A 19,667-nucleotide genomic window follows, 5' to 3' on the forward strand; every position below is an offset into this window, starting at 1 on the left:
GGGAACCTCACGCCCAGACCGCAGTGGGACCTTCGGGAACCCGGTCAAGAATCGTCTTTTTCCCGCGCTTTTTGTCCTCGCTCCTGCGGTACTCTGTGAGGGTTTCGTAGTCTTTCGACGGCCATTCCATATGCCTCGCGACCGAGTACAGGACCAGGCTCTTCGCAAGGTCGCGTCGGCGGCAGAACAACTGCTGTTCGCACATGGTCTTCAGCGACTGGTCGTGCCAGTCGTCCAGCCCAAGCCATTTCGTGCCGACCTTGACCTCCCGCGGAAAAAGGTCGAAGATGTCGCGCGTCGTCGTAGTGGTACTGCCTTTTTCCATGAGGTCAACGATCGACTGCTGCGACAACTGAGCGGCGCGGCGCGCGATCACCATTCCCTGCCCACTCTTGATTAGGGTGTCGTCGCCCCAGACAACAAAATCCTCTTGCTTCTTGTTACGCACATGCAGCGATGTCCTGTTCAGGTGGTCGTGAACAACGTTGCTCGACAGTTGGACGACGCTGTTGTTCAAAAACTCAAGGAAACAGGCGTACGCATATTTCTCGTCCAACTCGGCCGCAGTGGTGCGCACCCCGCAGCGCTGCATCCGCAAGGCGAGAGTCTGTTCCTCCTCGGCGGTCTGCGGGTCGGTCACCCAACTATTTCCTGTCTCTCCCTTGGGGCGCATCTCGCGAATACTGTCCACGTACTTGGGGTCATACAGATCCGGAGCGTGCAGCAGCTTCTGCTCCGTACTGGACATCGTTCTCACCGACGCCCATTCACCCACCCCTCGGCTGAACTGCGACGTCGAAAGCCAGTCGATGTACCACTGCATGATGCGGGTCTTGTTGATGAGGTGACCGGCGGCGAACGAATCCTGCAAGAAGTGGTCGGCGAACCCGAGGTTGACCCAGATTTTCCTCTCATCCTTGGCGTCCCGGGATGTGTGATAGGTCTCCGCGCAGGTTCGGGCGCGTAGATAGAAGATCTGCCACCGGTACCAGGAGTACGGAGCGAAATGGCAGGCGTTACGGCACAGAACACTGTTGTAGCGGTCGCTGACCTTGTTATCCGCGAGAAATTTCTTGGTCGCGTTGTTGAAGCTTCTGGTCTCCCTAGCATTTCGAAGCGTGTTATCAAAGTACGACAAACCCAGGCTGTGCTTAAAGGCTTTGCGGGACCACTGCAGAATGCTGTCCCTTCCCAAAGCGCTCTTGTACTGCCGTGAGCTCTGCTCGCGCACCGTTTGCAGGATTGCAACCAGAAGGTCGTACGGGCAATCTTCGATGGCATCAGCATCGGGTAGATAGTCTGCCAAAGTGTTCAGCTCTCCGAGACTGACCAGCAGGCTGCCTTTCTTCCCCTGTTCCGGTTCCAGTACGACCGTTTTCACTTCCGGGAACACGGATCTATAATGTTTTTTCCAGCGGTCGGCGTCAACGGCCGTCGGATCCTGATACCACAACTCCATCAGCGCACGCTCTTTGGCAAGGAGTTCGCGGCGAGCCGCCACCTGATGCGGCTCGGCCCCGGCCAGCGCACCGTCTGCAATGTCCTGCATCAACGAGACGGGGATATCCCCCAGCAGCCGGTGTTCCCACGACGAGTGCCGCTGCACGACCGGGCGCGCCGGCCCCGTCGGCGCACCCCACACGAACCGCCGCCCGGCCAGCACGGCATCGGCCGCCGCGTCCGCCTCCCTCTCATACCGGACACCCGGCCGGTCCAACCCGATCGACTGGCGCACCGTATGGGCGACCTCGTGCGCCAGCAACCACAGCCCCCCTTCCGAACCCGGAGCGTACGCGTCCCTTCGGAAAAGCACATGCCGCCCGAAGGCCAAAGCGTGCGCCCCCCAAGCCCGGCAGTGCCGGTCGGCCTGTTCACTGTGGTGCACCCGAACGGCCCCCAGATCATGTCCGAAGGCATCCTCCAGAAGACGGCGCAAACCCGCATCCAACGGCCCGCCCTCGAACCGACCAGCCACTTGGCAGAACACAGTCATACCGAACTCCACACATGAGAGGCGACGCACTACGTCGAGGGATGCCCCGCTTGGGATGAAGCCTTAAGGCCTCGACGTCCATATCCACTCTTCGAGCCCCCGAGCATCCCCCGCATGGCTCCGACAGCCCCAGAGGGCCGCCCGCCCATCGCTGGTCCGGGCTGCTCAGCGCTGCCGCCTTGCCAGCCGTCCGGTTCCCGGCGGCGCGGCATCATCGTGATGACGAGGCAGTGTGCCGACCACAGGTAGTCGTCCCTCAGGTTCCTCTCTCGCTGTGAGGGAGACGTCCATCAACAAACGGAACTTGACAGGGAACCGGCCGTTTTTCCGATGGATCGACATACAACGCCTGCCCGGAGGCCGAGGGCCTGCGCGAAGCTCTGCTACGCCAGGGTGGGTACCTATCGGTGGCCGGTCGTCTTGGCGGCGCACGGGCGCAACATGTGGGTGACGATGCATGCCCTGGACGAGTGGGAAGCCCAGATGGTCGAGGAACTCCGACACAGGCGGTACCGGGGCTGCTGGGCCAGGTCGCGGCGGTGGGTGAGGGGTTCGTCCTGCGGCTCACCGCCTTCTTCCAGACCGGTGAGGTAGGGCGGCAACTGCGCGGTGGGAAAGACCAGGTGGACGGTTTCGGCGGGAAGACGTCCAGCGGCCTGCCGGGCGTAGGCCGCATCCTCACGCGCGGGATCGCGGGCCTCCAGGGTCAGGGCGACGAGGTCCGCGCCGGCTTCGGCGGCCAGGAAGCACAGGGAGATGAAGTCCATGCCGCCGGAAAAGTCCGCCCCCACCGCTCGCCGGGCCGTACGCGGGCGGCCACCGCGTCCCGCAACGCCCGCCGCAGCCCTGCGGCGCCCTCTGGCAGCGGAAGTTCCGCCTCCGGCGCCCGCCACCACTGCCGCACAGCGGCGCGGGCACCAGGCTCGATGTGCAGGGCCTGGCCCGGCGGTACGGCATCGACGCCGTGGAACATCGAGGCATGGTCCAGCGGGTGCGGGACGGTGATCAGCGAGGCCAGCCGGACCGCGACCTGCGACATTCCGCCTGCGCCGCGGCCAGCCAGGCCAGCGTGCGGGCACGGTCAGCAGCAACGGACACTCCGCGCACCGTCGTATGGAACAGGCGCCGGTCCCCTGACGCCGTCCCGCGCGCGTAGACGCGTCCGGCCACCGAGCCCACTAGACGAGTAGTTCCGATGTGGCATGTGGCTCAGTGGTCGTAGGCGATCAGTGAGCGGGTGACGGGTGCGCCGATGGTGCGGTTGTGCCAGATCGCGCAGGTCATCGCCAGGATCCGCTGAGCCACGCGGAGAGGCCCCGCAAGGAGCTGGTCCAGCTTCGCGAGTCGGGTGCGGTCCGCGGTGAGCCGGACCTGCTCGTAGGAGCCGAGCTTGACCAGACCGCGGCGGCCAGGCTGGAGACGGAGGAGAGCCGGGCCTGGTCGAAATCCCGGCGGGACGAGGCAGCGGCCTGCCCGTCACCGAAGAGGCTGGGCAGAACAGCGCCCAGACGCCCGTGCACAGTTGTGTCGTACAGTTCGCGGGCGGTGGCCCTACGTGTCCAGGACGGGGCCGCCAGCCCGTTGCCATATCCAACGAGCCCGAGCCCCCCCCCCCCCGCCACCCGGCGCTGTCCGCGCCGTCCCGCTCGAGGTTCCGCCGGTCGGACCACTCGGCCGGCCGGGCCGACGGGTCGGTGAGCCGCGCCGGCGGCATCGTCCAGGGCAGCGGCGAGCAACAGCCGGGCCCCGTGGATCACCACCGGGCCCAGCGACGCCGGGATCGAGTCGAGCGGCTCGACGTCCCCGCTGCTGGGATACCTGCGTGCCGCTCACGTCTGCTCGGCGACCGCTGTGCCCGCCTCGTCGACGCAGGGAAGGAACTTCCCTGCCTTCTCGGCGAGCATGGTGTCGAAGAAGAGGGGTGCCTCGTCACCGAGCATCCGGTACAACGTGACCAGGCTGGTGATGGCGGTGTCGACCACCTCCTCTCGAACGTGCTGCCACGTGTGGCTTTGTCCCTTCCTGGGGTTGGTACCCCAGGCGCCGATCACGGCCTGCGCCGATTCGCCGGCCTCCTCGGTCAGCTTGAGGATCTGCAGCGTCCACTGCTGTTCCGGTGGGATGCCGCGTGCGGTGTCCAGCGCGGTGAAGCGGCTGGCGAGGCGGCTGATGGTGTCCGACGTCGGGTTCGTGTTCACCACGTGCTCCTTGTTGCGTCAGCCGTCGTTGCAGGCCCGGTCGGGGAGCCGTAGGGCTGGAACCAGGCGGCTGGGTGATCGAGCGGGAGAGCCGGGTCCCACGCCGTCAGACACTGGGCGCTGGGCACGAACAGCGGGCTGGGCAACCTGTCCGCGGGCCAGAATCTCCAGGCCCGCAGGTCCTCCTCGCGCTGCTGCGGGGTGCCGGACCAGCGGGTGACCAGTACGGGTACCGTCACCCGCACCACATCGCCGGCCCGGTCGAGGAGAGTGCCCAGCACCCGCACATGGCTGGGGTCCGCCATGAGACCGGACTCCTCGGCGAGCTCGCGTACGGAGGCCTCGGGGAACGTCTCGCCGGGCTCCACCTTCCGCCGGGCAGTTCGTACGTGCCGTGCCGGTGGCGGTCCAGCAGCACGCCGTGCGGGCCGTGCACGATCACGCCGACCCACGGCCGCGTTCGGCGGAGGCGGTGGGGGCGTACGGGGGCGGCTGGGGACCCGTCCCGGCCGGCGGGCCGCGTACAGGCGGTAGGAGGCGGCGTCGTCCGGCTGCGGGGCGTCGATCGCCGTGACCGAGCCGAGGATGAGTCCGTACTCGACCAGGAGGTCCTCCCACAGTGCCGTGCCCGCGCCGCCGTCCGCCGCAGCGCCCCGCCGCCCGCGCCGGCGTCCTCCGGTGCCCCGCTGCCCGGCGTCCACCGTGTCCTCCGCCTCGGCCCCTCCGGCCCACGTCCCGCCCCCGGCCGTGTGCCGCTTCCGCTCCTGGTCGTCCGGGTCCGGTGCCGCGCCATGCCCCGTGACCGCCGTCGCCCCGCCAGCCGGTCTCCGTCCCTGCGCCCGGCCACATTGCGCCGCCGGAGCCCGGCCCTCTCCCATCCCGCCGCTCCCGTCTCCGCCCGGCCCGGGACACCACCGCCCGTGGCCGACGGCGCGGTCGATGTCGCGGGCGTCGGCGAGGAGCGCGGTTCGGCGGGGAGCTTGCCCGGCTCGGCCCGGGCGGTGCGCGCACTGGGATGCCTGCTGGGGTATGCCGCCGCCCGGGCCCGCACGGGCGCCGCACTGCCCGGCGGGATCCTTCATCTGGTTGCCGACGTGCTGGCCGCGTGCCAGCGACGAGGCGAACGTCACCGCGATCGGCGTGCACCTGCCGCTCTTGCACCGCCGCGCCGGCGAGTTCACCGCCGCGTCCCCAGGTGTACGCCCTCACCCCGGCCGGACGATGCCAGCCGCCGTGTGGCTGCGCTGGGGCGGGCAATGACCCGCTGCTGACCGCCCTCGGCCCCGGCCGGCTCCTCGACGCGATGCGTGGGCATCTGCCCGGCGCCGACCGGCACCTTGCCCACGCCCTGCTGGCCGGCACCGGTGACGCCGACGACGGCCTGGGTGATGCGGCGGCCGCCTGGATGCTGACCGTCCTGTTCCACTGGTGGGGCGAACTCGCCTGCGATCTCGCGGCCGTCCGCGTCTGCGGCCGGTCCGCAGTGGCCGACATGTGGCGCGAGGACCGCGACCGCGACCGCGACCGCGCCCGCTCCCTCCCGCCCCGGACCTGGGCGATGGCCCGCAGCCTGCGCACCCAACCACCGACGCGCCTTCGAATCTTCTTCGCCGAACACGCTCCGATGCCCAGCCAACCCGCCGCCGTGCCCCAGCACCCTCTGCATGGGCCGGCAACCAGCTGACCGTCGCAACCACCTGTCGCGCATGCCGGCCAGGCCATCCGCTCGGGGGCAGGCCCTCTGCCGGAGGGTCGTGTTCTGTCAGGTCACGGGGAGAGCGGACTGCTCCACCTTCAGACGCGCGCTCTGCTCGTGCTGCAGAGCACGACGGAGGTGATGGCAGACGATGAGGGGCAGCAGCCCGCCCAGGCGGGCCACCGCTCTCAGACGCTCGACAGCCGTCCCAAGGTGGGATGCTGCCGCAGCGCGCCCGTCACGATCGGCCTGAAGCCGGTCGACGGCTTGCGCCAGTCCGTCGGCGAGCTCGGTGACGCCGGGGTCGTCGGACACCTCGTAGCCCCGCTTCGCCGCGGCATCCGCCAGTTCCTCGATGAGGCGGGCGCGGGCGAATGCGTGACGGGTGATCAGGCTCATGAAGCCGTCTTCTCCCCGAGCAAGTCCACACGGTGCGGAGTTGGCCGAAAGCCGAGCCCGGGAGTGAAGAGACCTAAGAGGAAGCCGGAGTGGCCGAGGGCAGGGCGAGGAAGGCACGGACGGGCGGGGGAAGGAAGCCCGGAGTCTGGGCGAGGTCCCATTGCAAGCCCTCCTGTACCCGGTCGAGCTCGGCGAACGTTTCGCGCTGCAGCAGCAGGAGCAGAGCCGACAGAGCGGTCGTGGTGGCCTTTTCGTGCCGGGTGCGTAGCTCCTCCAGGAGGTAGAGCCCGGCCGGCAGCTGCCTGCTGATCCACCACTCCGTGGTGGCCTCGCCGGGCGCCCGGGCGGCAAGTTCTGCTTCCGTCCGCACACACAGGTCCATCGCCCAGGAGCGCACACCCTGGGCGGCGTGCCAGGCGGCGGCGAGGTCCTCCGGCGAGGCTGTCTCCGCCAGCGTGCGGAGGACGCTGCGAACGTCGCCGGCCGGTATCGTCAGGCTGTCGTCAGGGCCCAGGACGGGGGAGTGCGGAACGTCGCGCACCGTGGTCTCCACCAGGGACGCGATCGGATTCGCGTCCCGGCCGGGTGCCATCCCACGCAGCAGCGCGCCGACGAGCGGCAGGGGTGCACTGCCCGTGAGCAAGGCGTCGGCGGCGAACAACGTGGCGCCCTGCGGTGTCAGTCGCTCGTCGTTCAGATGCTCGTCGAACGGGACGAGTTCCTTAGGTGGCCAGGGGACACCGGCTGACTCGAAGAACGCGGCGATTTGCTCGTCAACCCGGCGTGCGCGCGCGGGCACCATGACCGCGGCCTGGCCGCCGCGGCCGATGTACGAGTCGACGGCGTCCAGTTTCTCATCGACGTCCTGCCCCGGGACGGTGCCCGGAAGGCGGATGGCGTCCACGGCGGCCCGGAAGGCGGCCCGGACCGTCGGCTCCGGCACCGGCAGGCCCTCTCCGAACAGGGCCAGCGCCACGTCCGCCGGCCGCTTCCCTCTCCCGGCCAACCGGGCGAGAGCGAGCACCAGAGCGAAGCTGGCGGCCACCGGCTGCGAAGTACTGCCCCGGCCGCGACCGAGCCCTCCACCATGCGCGTTCGCCGGGAGCAGCCCGTGGCGCCTCCATCCGGACAACCGCTTGCCCGTCACCGTGAAGCCGTGCTCACGGGCATGCTCGATGAGCTGCTGGTCCGCCCGGCTGGGCACCTTCGTGGTGTTCACCCCGCGACCGTACCGGCGCCGATTCACAGCGGTCGGCGGTTCTTGGAGACCCCCCACCTTCGCCCGGTCGCCGTGCTACCGGTCCGCTGCAATGGGCGAAGAGCCGGCCCACCCGAACCAGGCTGGGCCGCGACCCGAGACGAAGGAGACGGATCCACCCATGACCAGGAACGCCGAACACCGTGAGCTGCGAACCCTTGTGCTCCTGCTGGCCACGGCGGTGGGCCTGCTCACCACCGCAGGGGTCGTCTGCTTGACGTTCGCCTATCCGAGACTGGCCGAACCCCTTGCCGTGGGCGCCGCTGTCCTGACGTGTCTGGCGGGCCTCGTGCGGTTGGTGGCCAAAGAGGCCGGGCGGCATCGCTGACTGCGCCCGCTGTCGTCCGCCGTTGCCGCTGCCTCGCCTCGTGCTCACGCCCGAGAGCCACATCGCCGTTGGACGTGGGTTCCGCGTGCTGATAGGAAACGGACCAGCTGGACTACGACGGCACCGCGGAGTGGAAGCATCGGTCGGTGTACGAGCTCCCCGCTGCGTACGGCCGCTGGTTCGCCCCTGCCGCCCTCCCGGCCGGGGTCCGGGCGCTCCCGAGCGGCAATGCTTCGTCAACGCGGCGGAGACCGGGCTGGAGCACCCGGACCTGGCCTATATCGAGGGCCTCGCGCTCGGGGCGGCAGCCCCCTGCCGACGCTCTATGCCTGGTGCGCGGACAGGAACGGCCAGGTGATCGATCCGACGTTGTCGGAACTCGGAGGAAGTGCGTACCTGGGAATAGCCCTGCCGCCCGGGCGCCGCTGCGCCGTGTCGCCCCGTGGGGCCCCGGTCCGCGCCCGCCTTATGCCTGCGCTGTCCGCCGCCCGGTCCGCGACCGCCGCGTCACCCCGGCCGCGGCGCCGGGCGGTCGGCTGGTGGGGAACGCGTGGTGATCAGCCGTCACGGCGCCACCGTTCTGAACCCGCAGAAGACCGAGCAGGGCCGAAGGCAGCGTCCCACCGAGCACACGCTCGGCTTCTCGCACCATCTCGTCCGTCAGCGGCTGCTGGACGCCGTCATCGCCCTCACCCCAGAACGTCGCCATGACCTCATCAAATCGCGCCATGGCACGCAGCCTACGGTTCAACCACGCTGGCCTCAGCCACAAGGTCATTCCCGTCGGTCAACTCGTCTGACCGGCGAGGCGGGGGTGCCCTGGTCGAGCCGGGACCCGCCCGGCTCGGCCACCGGCACCCGGAGGGGCCGGAAATGGGGTCAACTGTCGGACGGGGGAGGGGAGTCGCTCTCCGCACCGTCCGCCGCCGCGGTGGCGAGCCTCGTGAGCCATTCGCCCAGCAGCGTGTACTCCCCCGCCGTGAAGGGGTGCTCTCCGTCATCGAGCAGGGCCTTGAGGGCGACCGCGTGCCGGGCGCAGCGTGCGGCGCGCGTGCCCTGGGGCGAGGTGTCGTCCAAGTCCGTGACGAGTGCCGCGAACACGGCCTCGCGGGTGCGTTCCGAGAGGCCCTCGTGGTCGGCGAGTCGGCCGGCGGCGTCGGCCTTGATGAGCGTGAGCGTGACGCCGACGCCCGCGGCGTGGATCATCGCCGCCGCCTCTTCGACGCCGACGCGCAGTCGGCCGGCCTCGGCGACCCGGGTGACGAGCTGCAGGAGCAGGCTGCCGGCCTCACCGTTCGCCGCGAACCCCGCGCCGGGACGCGCGTCGGTGTTGAGCAGCCGGTAGAGGGCCGGGTTGGCGAGCCCGAAGGCCACATGCAGGGACCAGCCGCGCCGCAGCTGGTCGACGGGGTCACCGGCGATGAGGTTCTCCCGCTTGGCGGCCAGGTAGGACGCGTAGCCCTGGCGGGCCACTTCGTCGAGCAGACCCTGCATGTCTCCGAAGTGCCGGTAGATCGTCTGTGCCTGCACGCTCGCGGCGGCGCTGACCGAGCGGGTGGAGACCGCCTCGCGTCCGCCACGCGCGAGCAGGTCCGCCGCTGCCCGGAGGATGCGCTCGCGCGGCTGGGCTTGGGTGTCGGGGAGCGTCATAGATCGATGATAACGCTTGACCGACATCACCGATGTGTTATCGTCGATGCAGCGAACTCGTCATCAGTGATGCTTCGCGGGGACACCTGGTGGTTAGCGCGAAGTTCGGCTCCCGGCGTGCCCCGGACGGCGCCTTCCCGTCCCCGGTCCCCGGCGCGCCACGTCCCCGGTCCCCCGACGCGCCACCGCACCCCCTCTCCCGCCCGTCACCTTCCCGCTAGGAGACACAGACGCATGTCCGACACTGACGAGCACGACCACTCAGCCGACGAACACAGCCGCCGCAGCGTGCTCAAGGTCGGCGCGGTAGGCGCGGTCGCCGTGGCCGCCTCGGGCGGCATGACCGCGATCGCCGTCGGCGCGGAGACCACGTTGCCCCCCGCCTCGACGGCCGACGTGACTCTCCGTGTCAACGGCGTGGAGCGCCACGTCACGGTCGAGTCCCGCGTCACCCTGCTGGACGCGCTGCGTGAGCGGGTCGGGCTGACGGGGACGAAGAAGGGCTGCGACCGCGGTGAGTGCGGCGCCTGCACCGTCCTCGTCGACGGGGAGCGGGTCAAGTCGTGCATGACACTCGCCGTCATGGAGGACGGGCGGGAGATCACCACGATCGAGGGCCTGGCCCGAGGAGACGAACTGCACCCGGTGCAGGCGGCGTTCATCCGACGCGACGCCTTCCAGTGCGGCTTCTGCACATCCGGGCAGGTCATGTCAGCCGTCGCCTGCATCCGGGAGGGCCACGCCGGATCGGACGCCGAAATCCGCGAGTGGATGAGCGGCAACCTGTGCCGGTGCGGCTGTTACCCGAACATCGTCGACGCCGTACGGGACGCCGCGAAGGGACAAGCGGAGTGAAGCTCTTCGAGTACGCGCGTGCGTCGCGCCCCGCCGACGCCGTCGGCCTGGTCGCGGGCCATCCCGGTGCCGCGTTCATCGGAGGCGGGACCGAACTGACGAACCTGATGAAGGACGGTGTCCTCACCCCGGACCTCGTCGTGGACGTGAGCGGTCTGGACCTGACGGGCATCGGCGTCAGCCAGGGCCGACTGCGGATCGGTGCCACGGCCCGCATGGGGGACGTCGCCGAGCACCCGGTGGTCCGGGAACGCTTCCCCGTGCTCTCCGAAGCCCTGCTCGCCTCCGCGTCCCCGCAGATCCGCAACAGGGCCACCATCGGCGGCAATCTGATGCAGCGCACCCGCTGCTGGTACTTCCGCGACGTCGGCAGCGCCTGCAACAAGCGCGAACCCGGCAGCGGCTGCCCCGCCATCACCGGGCAGAACCGCTGGCACGCCATCCACGGCGGCAGCGAGCACTGCATCGCCGTCCACCCGTCCGACCTGGCCGTGGCCCTGAGCGCCCTGGACGCCACCGTTGTCACCCTCGGTCCGGACGGCCGCCGGTCCCTCGCCCTCCGGGACTTCTACCGCCTGCCCGGCTCCACCCCGCACCGGGAGTCCGCGCTGCGGCACGGCGAACTCATCACCGGCGTCGAGATACCCGAGAGCCGCCTGGCGGCCGGCTCCCGCTACCTCAAACTGCGCGACCGGGCCTCGTTCGAGTTCGCCGTGGTCTCCGTGGCCGCCGCCCTCACCCGGGAGCGGGGCAGGGTTCGTGACGTCCGGCTCGCCTTCGGCGGCATCGCCACCAGGCCGTGGCGTTCACCCGAGGCCGAGGACGCCCTGCGCGGCCGACCTCTGAACCGGGCCACCATCGCGGCGGCCGGGCGGGCCCTGGTCCAGGGCGCTCATCCTCGCGAGCACAACGCGTTGAAGGTCGAGCTGGTGCAGCGTGCCCTGGCCGACGTTCTCGAAGATCTCGGAGGACTGGAATGAGCCCGATCGTCGGCAGCCCTCTCACTCGGGTCGACGGCCGCGCCAAGGTCACCGGCGCGGCCACCTACACCGCGGACATCGAAGTCCGCGGGGCCCTGCACGGCTTTCTCGTGCTGAGCACTGTCGCCAACGCCCGCGTCACCGGCGTCGACGTGCGGGACGCCGAGCGCTCACCCGGCGTGGTCGCCGTCTTCACCCACCAGAACATGCCCGAGCTGACCGTGCCCACAGCGCAGGGAACGGCGTACTGGAAGCGGGTCATCCCCCTCCAGAACGCGGACATCCACCACAGCGGCCAGCCGGTGGCCTACGTCGTGGCCGAGACTCCCGAGCAGGCCCGGCACGCCGCGTCACTCGTCGAGGTCTCCTACGACACCCGCGCACCGCAGGCCGACCTGGCCGCGGCCATGGACGAGGCCTTCGTGCCCACGTCGGGTCTGAAGGGCCCCAACGACATCACCCGCGGCGACCCCGCGGCGGGCCTGGCGCAGGCCGACGTACGCGTCGACGTCAGCTACACGACGCCCATGCACCACCACAACGCCCTGGAGCCGTCCGCCACGACCGCTGTCTGGGACGGCGAGAAACTGACCATCTACGAAACGGCCCAGGGCATCAACGCCACCAAGGCCACCGTGGCCGAGGCGCTGAAAGTGCCTCCCGCCAACGTGCGGGTGCTGTCCCGGTTCCTGGGCGGAGGCTTCGGGGCCAAGGGCCCGGTGTGGCCGCACACCCTGATCACCGCCGCCATCGCCCGCGAGCTGAGGCGCCCGGTCAAACTGGTGCTCTCCCGCGCCCACGCCTACACCTCCAACGGCCACCGCCCGGAGACCCACCAGCGGCTGCGGATCGGAGCGAAGCGGGACGGCACGCTCACCGCCATCGAGCACGTCACCACCTCCCAGGTCAGCCGTACCGAAGAGTTGCTGTTCAACACCAGTGAGCCCACCCGCATGCTGTACGCCTGCCCCCATGTGCGGGTGACACAGCGGGCGGTGGCGCTTCACCTGCCCGCGCCGAGCATGATGCGGTCACCGGAGGCCGTCGCCTCCCACGGCCTGGAAACGGCACTCGACGAGCTGAGCTGTGAACTGGGCATGGACCCCATCGAACTGCGGATGCGCAATTACGCCGCGGACAACCCCGACGAGGACGGTGCCCCCTTCGGCAGCAAGCACCTGGAGGAGTGCTACCGCCGTGGTGCGGACGCGTTCGGCTGGCACCGGCGCGATCCGCGCCCGCGGTCGATGCGCGACGGGGACACCCTGATCGGCTGGGGCATGGCGACCGCCGGGCACACGGCCGGCGGACGGCCGGGGGCCGGCGCCCGCGTCGTGATCTCCGCCAGCGGGCAAGCGGTGGTCCAGGTCGCCACCCACGACATCGGTACCGGCACGTACACCGTCATGTCCCAAGTGGCCGCGGAGAGCCTGGGCCTGGACATCGACGACGTGGACTTCCAAATCGGGGACACCGCCTACCCGTTCGCCTTCGTCTCCGCCGCCTCCGCCACCGTTCCCGGGGTCGGCGCCGCCGTCAACCGGGCCTGCACCACGGCCCGCCGGGCACTGATCGACATCGCCGTCTCGGACACCCGCTCCTCCCTGCATGGCGTCCCGGCCGACCGGATCACCGTCGAGGGCGGGGTCCTCTGCGACACCGACCGGCGCACACGCCGCGACACCGTCCGCGCGGTCGTCACCCGGCACGGCGAACCCGTCGAGGCCACCGCCAACCCCCTCTTCATTCCCCCCGGTTACTCCACCGGCGCCTGCTTCGCGGAAGTACGCGTCAACCCCCGGCTCGGACAGGTCCGCGTCACCCGCATGCACGGGTACTTCGACGCCGGCCGGGTGCTGAACCGCAGGACGCTGCGCAGCCAGGGGATCGGCGGCGCGGTCTGGGCCGTCGGTTTCACCCTGTCCGAGCACACCGTGGTCGACCAGCGCCTGGGGCGGATCGTCAACCCCAACCTGTCGGGCTACCTGGTGCCGGTCAACGCCGATATCGAGGAGATCCGCATGGGCTTCGTGGACAAGCCCGACCCGGCCAACCTCGACGCCCTCGGCGCACGCGGGTTCGGGGAGACCCCGATGACCGGGATGACCGCCGCCATCGGCAACGCCGTCTACCACGCCACCGGACGTCGTATCCGCGACCTGCCCATCACCCAGGACAAGCTCATCGAAGAGGAGGGAGGAGCCCGGTGAACGACATGTGGGAGCGGCTCCACCGCTTGTGGGAGGCGGGCACACCGTGCGGCCTCGCCACCGTTGTCTCGGCGTACGGCTCGGCCCCGCGCCAACCCGGAGCCCTCATGATCTGCGCCCCGGACGGCACCGTCACCGGCAGTGTGTCGGGCGGCTGCGTGGAAGGCGCCGTGTACGACCTGGCACAGCAGGCCATACGGGACGGCGTACCGGTGCTCGAACGCTACGCGGTGAGCGACGACGACGCCGGAGCGAGCGGCGTGACCTGCGGCGGAACCATCGAGGTGCTCGTCGAACGCGTCGACCGGCGGTCCTTCCCGGAACTGGGCCTTGTCATGGAGCGCTTGCGGGCGGGGGACGCCGTCGCCGTGGCCACGGTCGTGGAGCCGCACGGGTCCGCGCCCGCCGGAGCACACCTGGTGTACTGCTCCGACGGCACCACCGGAAGCACCGGTGACGCCACCATCGACGCCGAAGTAGCCGAAGCGGCCCGGCACCTGCTCACGCAGAGGCGCTGACACACGCTGAGCATCGGGACCGCCCCACGGGTGTTCGTCAACTTCCTGGCTCCCCCGCCCCGCATGCTGGTCTACGGTGCCACCGAGTTCGCCTCGGCCCTCACCCGCCAGGGCGCGCTGCTCGGTTTCCGGGTGACGGTGTGCGACGCGCGGCCGGTGTTCACCACCCCCGAGCGCTTCCCGGACTCCGATGAGGTCGTGGTGGACTGGCCCCACCGGCACCTGGCCGCCGAGGCGGCGGCGGGACGGGTCGTCCCCAGCACCGTGGTCGTCTCGCTCACCCACGACCCCAAGTTCGACGTGCCCTTGCTGTGGGCCGCGTTGCAGATGGACCTTGCCTACGTCGGCGCCCTGGGCTCCCGCCGGACCGCCGGGCAGCGCGAGGCGTCGCTACGGGCCGCAGGCGTACGGGACGACCCTGGCCCGGCTCTGTTCTCCCGCGGGTCTCGACCTGGGCGGTGCCGACCCGGCGGAGACGGCCCTGTCGATCGCCGCCGAGATCCTCCTTCACCGCCACGTCGGCACCGGCGCCCGGCTCACGGAGACCGAGGGCGCCCCCGGCTGGCACCAGCGCCGGTGGTGTCCCAGGTGGCGGCGGGCTGAGCCGGGTGACGGCTCCTCTCTCCCCTCAGTCAAGCCAGTCCGCCACCCCCGTTGACCAACTCGATCAGCGCGTCGACGCCTCGAGACAGGGCCGCCCCTGCGGCGACCGGGACGGCCCACCAGCTCCGGCATCCCCGAATACGCCCAGCCCCGTCGTCATCGGGGCAGATGTCGTCGCCGGGCCACCTGCCGATGATGCTCGTCCTCGATCCGCTGACGGAGGCGGTTGAACTCCCGTGGGCTGTACCACCAGTCGACACCGGGGTGCGGCGTCGAGATCCCGACGGGTACCCCTTCGGGGTCGTACTCCCTGGCGCCGTAGGCGTAGTAACCGGCCACGGCGAGATCCCAGGCGTCACCGGAACGCGCGTTGTGGTACCGAACGTTGTGCCGGAGGTTGTCGAAGACCGCCGTGTCGGGCGTGCTGCACGAGACGCTGACCAGGCGCCGGTTCCCCGAGTCGGATTCTGGTCGATCGCTTCGCATGGACGTGCGGTCGAGGATCGTGTCCAGTGACGGCGACGGCAGCATGTGACCTCCGGGATACGGACACTTCGCCGCCATCATGACGCGTGGTGCCGCCCACTTCGACGGGAATGGCGGAATTCAGGGCATCCCTGGACGACCTCGGCAACGGCCGCTTCGTGCGCCTCTGCGGCCGGTCACCGAGCCGGTGGTCGGCCGGTCAGGCGCTGAAGACGGCCTCGGAGTGGTCGCGGTTCTCGTGGAGGTCCCCGTACAGGGGGGCGATCTCCTCGGGCTGCCTTCCGGGCCGCCCTCGCCGATCCAGACGCTGATCGACGGTGTCGCCGGGTGCGGCCTGGATGATGCGCGGGGCTGTGGCATCGCGCGTGGCTGCCTCCGCTGTGGTCGGCGGCGTCTGGTCGGCCTTCATCGCTTTGGCCTCGCTCTCGAGGATGCGGCCGACTTGCCCGTGGACCGGGCGAGTTCGGGGAGTTTCTTGGCGCCGAAGATCAATATGACGACGATGAGGATGATGGCGAGTTCGCTTATGCCGAACGTGGGTGTCCGTCTTCTCCCCGGTGGCGGGCGGCAGGATGGCTAGAGGTGGCTGGCGATGGCGGGCATCAGGTCCTGGAAGGTGCGGCCGTTGGCCGGTTCCCCGATGGCGGACATGTGCCATCCGCCGCTGGAGCGGTGGACCTTGGCCATGATCTGGGCGGTGTAGGAGCCGCCGCCGGAGAGGGTGTAGCGGGCCAGTTCCTGGCCGGTGTTCTCGTCGATGAGGCGGCAGAAGGCGTTCTGCACCTCGGCGAAGGTCTGCCCGGTGAAGGAGTTGACGGTGAAGACGATCTGATCGACGTGGGCGGGCAGGCGCAGCAGGTCGACGAGGATCGATTCGTCGTCGCCGCCCTGCCCGGCGCCGCCGACGAGGTTGTCGCCGGTGTGGCGGACCGAGCCGTCGTCGCTGACCAGGTGCTGGAAGAAGACGACGTCGACCGGCTCGTTGCCGGCGAAGAGCACCGCGGAGGCGTCGAGGTCGATCTCGCGGGCGGTCAGCTTGGCCAGGAAGCCCTTACGGGGCGCCGCCTGCCATCCCAGTCCCATCCGTACGACGCTGAGCGGTTGCCCGCCGGTCTTCTCCAGGCTGATCTGCTGGCCCTTGGTCAGCGTGATTCCCACCGGTTACCTCCTGGCGCTTGGGGATCGGACTTCGCTGCCCGGGCTGTGCATGGGGCAGCACGCCTGAATCTACAGCACTGTAGAAGCTTCGGGCAGGGGCGCGCCTGACCTTGGCGAGTATGGCGTGGCGGCACCTGTTCGTGCCCCCCGTCGGGGGGCGTCAGTCCCGCGATGGGAGGGAGGGGCCGGTGAAGTCCGGACTGCTGTAGCCGGGGCTCGTGGTGCGCTGCTCGAAAGGCGGGGCGGGGCTACGGCGCGGGGGTGCGGGCGGTTGGTGCAGTTCACGGCGCAGGAACGGGAGCAGTCCGTGCTCCAGCAGGGCTTGGCGCCACGCCGCGTGGGCCTGGGCGAGGGAGGCGGTGTCGGGCTGCGGGCGGCGGGATGTGGCGCGGTGCCGGGCTGCGGTGACCATGAGCGCGGTGATCGCTGCTGTGGCGGCGAGCAGCGCCACGGCTCCGGCGACCCAGCCGGCCCGGACCAGCGCGGTGGCGAGGGGCTGCTGGGCGTCGGCCAGTTGGAGCCCGTAACCGAGGAGAAGGAATATGGCCGCTGCCGCGGCGGACAGAACGGGAGTGAGTACGGCCAGTGCCGCCGCTAGTCCCTTCCCGACGGTGGCGGGCGCGAGTTGGCGGGGCTGGCCGGCGGGTTCCGGGCCGGCCACCCGCAGTCGCCGTAGGGCGGTGTACTCGGTGGCGGCTTCGGCGGCGATGGTGTCGGCCGCCGCAAGCGCCCGGGCGCGCAGCTGCTCGGCGGTGACCTGCGCGGTCGGCTGTTGCAGGGCCTCGCGGATGTCAGGGTCGTCCAGCGCGGCGTGCAGCGCGTGTTCGAAGTCTGCTTGGTCGACGGCTTCGAGGCGGCCGGGCTCGTTCATGAAGGTCCCCCCGATCGTGTAGTGCGGGTCGGTGCCGGTGTTCTGGCGGCGCGGCCGCTGGCGGGCACGGGCAGCGGACGTGCTCGTCGCGGGCGGGGCGGACACACGGTCCACCCCGCCCGCAGACGCGTGGTGGGTCAGACGTTGACGCCGAAGTCGGCGGCGATGCCCGCAAGTCCGGAGGCGTAGCCCTGGCCGACCGCGCGGAACTTCCACTCCGCGCCGTTGCGGTACAGCTCACCGAAGACCATCGCGGTCTCGGTCGCGGCGTCCTCGGACAGGTCGTAGCGGGCCAGCTCGGCGCCGCCCGCCTGGTTGACGACGCGAATGTAGGCGTTGCGGACCTGGCCGAAGCTCTGGCCGCGGTTGGCGGCGTCGTGGATGGAGACGGGGAAGACGATCCGGGCGACGTCGGCGGGGACGGTGGTCAGGTTGACCTTGATGACCTCGTCATCACCCTCGCCTTCGCCGGTCAGGTTGTCGCCGGTGTGCTCCACCGAGCCGTCCGGGCTCTTGAGGTTGTTGAAGAAGACGAAGTGCTGGTCGGAAAGCACCTTGCCGGACTCGTTGACCAGCAGCGCGGAGGCGTCGAGGTCGTAGTCGGTGCCCGTGGTGGTGCGGACGTCCCACCCGAGGCCGACCAGGACAGCCGTCAGGCCCGGCGCCTCCTTGCTCAGCGAGACATTGCCGCCCTTGGAGAGGCTCACACCCATGTCGCATTCCTTTTCGTGTCCGAGGGCCGGGCGCAGGGGCCCGGCCGATGAGTGACTGAACTCGAAATCTACAGCACTGTAGAAGTTGCTGAGGGGTGTCAGGGCCGTCCATGCCGCAATCGGGCATGGAGCGCGGTGATGCAGGCAGCCGGTCAGCCGCGCAGTCCGGAGTAGTCGGGGCCGACGGTAAGGGTCACCGCACCAGGTGCAGCCTGCGGGTCCTGCCCGAGGGTGGCGGGGATCCGCACGCGGACGGCCAGGGCACTCGCCTGCTCTTCGAGGCCGGACGGATGGGTCACGGTGGTTTCCTTCGCCGGCGTGGGCGCGGTGCCGGTGACGGTGTAGCCGGCCGCGCGCAGCTCCTGGGCGGTGGTGGCGGCCTGGCCGGGTGTGCCGGTGCCGTTGAGGACCTGGCCGGCGATCGTGCGGGCGGGGACCGCTGACGGCGGTCAGTTCCCCCTTGCCGACCTCCTGGTCCTTGGCGAGGGCGTGAAGAGGGTCTGTGCCTGGGGGTACTGCCAGGAGATGTTGGCCTTGTCGGTGGGGACGTCCAGTTCGCGCGGGTAGCTGGGGACGGTCAGGAACGTGAGCCGGTCCTCGGGTCTGCCCTTGAGGCTGGAGGCGAGGCTGGTCAGGGGTTCGATCCCGGCGAGGTCATCGTAGGCGGTCAGCGACTTGGTCGCCGAGTCCAGGAAGGAGTACGGGTCGCCGGGGCTGGCCAGTTTGTCCTGGGCTCTGGCGGCCAGGGCCTGCACGAGTTCCTGCTGGCGCCCGATGCGTCCGATGCCGGAGCCGTCGCCGACGCTGTAGCGGGTCCGGACAGAGCCAAGGGCCTGCTCGCCCTTGACCGTCTGGCAGCCGGCCTCCAGGTCCAGGTGAGCCTTGGTGTCGTGGATCGCCTGCTTCGGGCAGACCTCGATGCCGTCCAGCGCGTCGCCCCGCGGCCGCGGACGTTCGACGGCATCCGTGCCGCGGTGTCCGCGGAGAGTATGTTCCTGAGATGGCCCGGGACCCCGCATGCCTGCCCAGGCAGGTGGCCGGTTGCCCAGTCGCCATCATGTGCGCGGATCATGGACGACAGTGTCCAACGGATCACTGACACCCACGGCACCGGCTGAACGCCACCGGCACCCACGGCCCCCCCGCGCGATGCTCTGCGCGTAGGAGGGGCGGGAGGGGCCCCTCAGCGGGTCACCGCGCCGCGCCGAGGGCACAGGCTCCCGCGTTTACGGCCCCGGTCCCGCCAAGTCGAATGCCCAGCACGGCACGTGGCGGGTGGCGCAGGGGCCGCGCTGGTCGCCGGAGAACAGGCTCGCGGACTCGCCGGGCTGCGGTGGAGTGCGAACTGGACGATTTGCCGGTCGGCGGGATCGAGGACGTCTTCACGGCGGCCGTCGGCCCGAACAGAGGCTGGATCAATCGGGAGATGCCGCGTGGGCCGGACACGCCCGAGGTGGGCTTTCACGGTGAGTCCAAGCACGCCGAGGTGACTCTCCTCTTCAACACTCCCACCCGCGATCTCGACGAACCCGCCGACGACCACACGATCCCCGCCACGTCCGTGGTGTCTGCGCCGGCGGCCGCCAGGTGCGGGAGCCTACGCGCCCCGGCTTGCCGAGCAGGTGGGACTCACGGTCATCGGGCCCGGGCAGCGGTGACGCAGCCGGCCGGCCCACACCGATGCGGTTCGGTGCTGGGCCGCGCCCAGGTCCCGCCGGCGCACCCGAGTCCGCGAAGACCGCCGCGAGCGG

Annotated in this window: 19 protein-coding genes and 4 pseudogenes; 7 read left to right on the top strand and 16 right to left on the bottom strand. The window is 70.4% G+C overall.

The window, feature by feature from the left end; all coding sequences use genetic code 11:
* Positions 1-7 precede the first annotated feature (7 nt).
* Complete coding sequence (locus AB0L74_RS30830) at positions 8-1,993, bottom strand: DUF4157 domain-containing protein (RefSeq protein WP_365659606.1); 1,986 nt, start codon at positions 1,991-1,993, stop codon at positions 8-10.
* 330 nt (positions 1,994-2,323) lie between these two features.
* On the opposite strand from AB0L74_RS30830, the gene AB0L74_RS30835 reads away from it, so the two are divergent.
* The gene (locus AB0L74_RS30835) at positions 2,324-2,587 is read left to right on the top strand and encodes a hypothetical protein (RefSeq protein ID WP_365659667.1); all 264 of its coding nucleotides are present in this window, start codon (positions 2,324-2,326) and stop codon (positions 2,585-2,587) included.
* A gap of 5 nt (positions 2,588-2,592) precedes the next feature.
* On the opposite strand, the pseudogene AB0L74_RS30840 reads toward AB0L74_RS30835, so the two are convergent.
* From AB0L74_RS30840 to AB0L74_RS30855, 4 genes and pseudogenes are all read right to left on the bottom strand, one after another.
* Positions 2,593-3,072, bottom strand: a pseudogene (locus AB0L74_RS30840) (asparagine synthase-related protein); the annotation flags it as partial.
* Between the two features lie 130 nt (positions 3,073-3,202).
* Positions 3,203-3,301, bottom strand: a pseudogene (locus AB0L74_RS30845) (IS982 family transposase); the annotation flags it as partial.
* A 521-nt stretch (positions 3,302-3,822) separates the two neighbouring features.
* Positions 3,823-4,191, bottom strand: coding sequence for a MazG-like family protein (locus AB0L74_RS30850; RefSeq protein WP_365659609.1), 369 nt, complete (start codon positions 4,189-4,191; stop codon positions 3,823-3,825).
* Positions 4,188-4,892 (bottom strand): NUDIX domain-containing protein, encoded by a 705-nt coding sequence (locus AB0L74_RS30855; RefSeq protein WP_365659612.1) that lies wholly within the window; start codon positions 4,890-4,892, stop codon positions 4,188-4,190. The genes AB0L74_RS30850 and AB0L74_RS30855 overlap by 4 nt, the downstream gene beginning before the upstream one ends.
* A gap of 602 nt (positions 4,893-5,494) precedes the next feature.
* On the opposite strand from AB0L74_RS30855, the gene AB0L74_RS30860 reads away from it, so the two are divergent.
* Entirely contained in the window at positions 5,495-5,875 is a 381-nt protein-coding gene (locus tag AB0L74_RS30860) for a hypothetical protein (RefSeq protein WP_365659615.1), read from the top strand.
* A 78-nt stretch (positions 5,876-5,953) separates the two neighbouring features.
* On the opposite strand, the gene AB0L74_RS30865 is transcribed toward AB0L74_RS30860, so the two are convergent.
* Positions 5,954-6,286: a hypothetical protein gene (locus tag AB0L74_RS30865; RefSeq protein ID WP_365659618.1), complete on the bottom strand. Its 333-nt coding sequence runs from the start codon at positions 6,284-6,286 to the stop codon at positions 5,954-5,956.
* A gap of 73 nt (positions 6,287-6,359) precedes the next feature.
* Positions 6,360-7,505: a hypothetical protein gene (locus AB0L74_RS30870; protein ID WP_365659621.1), complete on the bottom strand. Its 1,146-nt coding sequence runs from the start codon at positions 7,503-7,505 to the stop codon at positions 6,360-6,362.
* A gap of 160 nt (positions 7,506-7,665) precedes the next feature.
* On the opposite strand from AB0L74_RS30870, the gene AB0L74_RS30875 reads away from it, so the two are divergent.
* Positions 7,666-7,872, top strand: coding sequence for a hypothetical protein (locus tag AB0L74_RS30875; protein WP_365659624.1), 207 nt, complete (start codon positions 7,666-7,668; stop codon positions 7,870-7,872).
* A 466-nt stretch (positions 7,873-8,338) separates the two neighbouring features.
* Here the strand turns inward: AB0L74_RS30875 and AB0L74_RS30880 are convergent, their stop codons facing one another.
* Both AB0L74_RS30880 and AB0L74_RS30885 read right to left on the bottom strand, forming a co-directional pair.
* The gene (locus AB0L74_RS30880; RefSeq protein WP_365659627.1) at positions 8,339-8,581 is read right to left on the bottom strand and encodes a hypothetical protein; all 243 of its coding nucleotides are present in this window, start codon (positions 8,579-8,581) and stop codon (positions 8,339-8,341) included.
* A gap of 170 nt (positions 8,582-8,751) precedes the next feature.
* On the bottom strand, positions 8,752-9,522 hold the full coding sequence (locus AB0L74_RS30885) for a TetR family transcriptional regulator (protein ID WP_365659630.1): 771 nt from the start codon (positions 9,520-9,522) through the stop codon (positions 8,752-8,754).
* Between the two features lie 234 nt (positions 9,523-9,756).
* On the opposite strand from AB0L74_RS30885, the gene AB0L74_RS30890 reads away from it, so the two are divergent.
* The 4 genes and pseudogenes from AB0L74_RS30890 (at position 9,757) to AB0L74_RS30905 (ending at position 14,743) form a co-directional block, all read left to right on the top strand.
* The gene (locus tag AB0L74_RS30890) at positions 9,757-10,377 is read left to right on the top strand and encodes a (2Fe-2S)-binding protein (RefSeq protein ID WP_365659632.1); all 621 of its coding nucleotides are present in this window, start codon (positions 9,757-9,759) and stop codon (positions 10,375-10,377) included.
* Positions 10,374-11,357, top strand: coding sequence for a xanthine dehydrogenase family protein subunit M (locus AB0L74_RS30895; protein ID WP_365659634.1), 984 nt, complete (start codon positions 10,374-10,376; stop codon positions 11,355-11,357). The genes AB0L74_RS30890 and AB0L74_RS30895 overlap by 4 nt, the downstream gene beginning before the upstream one ends.
* Entirely contained in the window at positions 11,354-13,567 is a 2,214-nt protein-coding gene (locus AB0L74_RS30900; RefSeq protein ID WP_365659636.1) for a xanthine dehydrogenase family protein molybdopterin-binding subunit, read from the top strand. Before AB0L74_RS30895 ends, AB0L74_RS30900 begins: the two co-directional genes overlap by 4 nt.
* Before the next feature lie 5 nt (positions 13,568-13,572).
* A pseudogene (locus tag AB0L74_RS30905) lies at positions 13,573-14,743 on the top strand (XdhC family protein).
* A gap of 101 nt (positions 14,744-14,844) precedes the next feature.
* On the opposite strand, the gene AB0L74_RS30910 reads toward AB0L74_RS30905, so the two are convergent.
* The 7 genes and pseudogenes from AB0L74_RS30910 to AB0L74_RS30940 form a co-directional block, all read right to left on the bottom strand.
* Positions 14,845-15,219 carry a hypothetical protein gene (locus AB0L74_RS30910; RefSeq protein ID WP_365659639.1) on the bottom strand — a complete coding sequence of 125 codons (375 nt, stop codon included), beginning with the start codon at positions 15,217-15,219 and terminating at the stop codon, positions 14,845-14,847.
* A 154-nt stretch (positions 15,220-15,373) separates the two neighbouring features.
* Positions 15,374-15,702 (bottom strand): annotated as a pseudogene (locus tag AB0L74_RS30915) (twin-arginine translocase TatA/TatE family subunit).
* Between the two features lie 48 nt (positions 15,703-15,750).
* On the bottom strand, positions 15,751-16,332 hold the full coding sequence (locus tag AB0L74_RS30920) for a TerD family protein (RefSeq protein ID WP_084899284.1): 582 nt from the start codon (positions 16,330-16,332) through the stop codon (positions 15,751-15,753).
* 160 nt (positions 16,333-16,492) lie between these two features.
* The gene (locus AB0L74_RS30925) at positions 16,493-17,308 is read right to left on the bottom strand and encodes a hypothetical protein (RefSeq protein ID WP_365659642.1); all 816 of its coding nucleotides are present in this window, start codon (positions 17,306-17,308) and stop codon (positions 16,493-16,495) included.
* Positions 17,309-17,340: 32 nt separating this feature from the next.
* The gene (locus AB0L74_RS30930) at positions 17,341-17,916 is read right to left on the bottom strand and encodes a TerD family protein (protein WP_084899287.1); all 576 of its coding nucleotides are present in this window, start codon (positions 17,914-17,916) and stop codon (positions 17,341-17,343) included.
* 152 nt (positions 17,917-18,068) lie between these two features.
* On the bottom strand, positions 18,069-18,338 hold the full coding sequence (locus tag AB0L74_RS30935; protein WP_365659670.1) for a LytR C-terminal domain-containing protein: 270 nt from the start codon (positions 18,336-18,338) through the stop codon (positions 18,069-18,071).
* A gap of 27 nt (positions 18,339-18,365) precedes the next feature.
* Positions 18,366-18,935: an LCP family protein gene (locus tag AB0L74_RS30940; RefSeq protein WP_365659645.1), complete on the bottom strand. Its 570-nt coding sequence runs from the start codon at positions 18,933-18,935 to the stop codon at positions 18,366-18,368.
* Between the last annotated feature and the right edge of the window lie 732 nt (positions 18,936-19,667).

This window comes from Streptomyces sp. NPDC052020, from assembly GCF_040680575.1.
GTDB lineage: Bacteria > Actinomycetota > Actinomycetes > Streptomycetales > Streptomycetaceae > Streptomyces.

Coding starts and splice junctions, on each gene's coding strand:
- AB0L74_RS30830 (WP_365659606.1), bottom strand. CDS start 1,993: ATGACTGTGTTCTGCCAAGTGGCTGGTCGGTTCGAGGGCGGGCCGTTG.
- AB0L74_RS30835 (WP_365659667.1), top strand. CDS start 2,324: ATGGATCGACATACAACGCCTGCCCGGAGGCCGAGGGCCTGCGCGAAG.
- AB0L74_RS30860 (WP_365659615.1), top strand. CDS start 5,495: ATGCGTGGGCATCTGCCCGGCGCCGACCGGCACCTTGCCCACGCCCTG.
- AB0L74_RS30865 (WP_365659618.1), bottom strand. CDS start 6,286: ATGAGCCTGATCACCCGTCACGCATTCGCCCGCGCCCGCCTCATCGAG.
- AB0L74_RS30875 (WP_365659624.1), top strand. CDS start 7,666: ATGACCAGGAACGCCGAACACCGTGAGCTGCGAACCCTTGTGCTCCTG.
- AB0L74_RS30880 (WP_365659627.1), bottom strand. CDS start 8,581: ATGGCGACGTTCTGGGGTGAGGGCGATGACGGCGTCCAGCAGCCGCTG.
- AB0L74_RS30885 (WP_365659630.1), bottom strand. CDS start 9,522: ATGACGCTCCCCGACACCCAAGCCCAGCCGCGCGAGCGCATCCTCCGG.
- AB0L74_RS30890 (WP_365659632.1), top strand. CDS start 9,757: ATGTCCGACACTGACGAGCACGACCACTCAGCCGACGAACACAGCCGC.
- AB0L74_RS30900 (WP_365659636.1), top strand. CDS start 11,354: ATGAGCCCGATCGTCGGCAGCCCTCTCACTCGGGTCGACGGCCGCGCC.
- AB0L74_RS30910 (WP_365659639.1), bottom strand. CDS start 15,219: ATGCTGCCGTCGCCGTCACTGGACACGATCCTCGACCGCACGTCCATG.
- AB0L74_RS30930 (WP_084899287.1), bottom strand. CDS start 17,916: ATGGGTGTGAGCCTCTCCAAGGGCGGCAATGTCTCGCTGAGCAAGGAG.
- AB0L74_RS30940 (WP_365659645.1), bottom strand. CDS start 18,935: ATGCGGGGTCCCGGGCCATCTCAGGAACATACTCTCCGCGGACACCGC.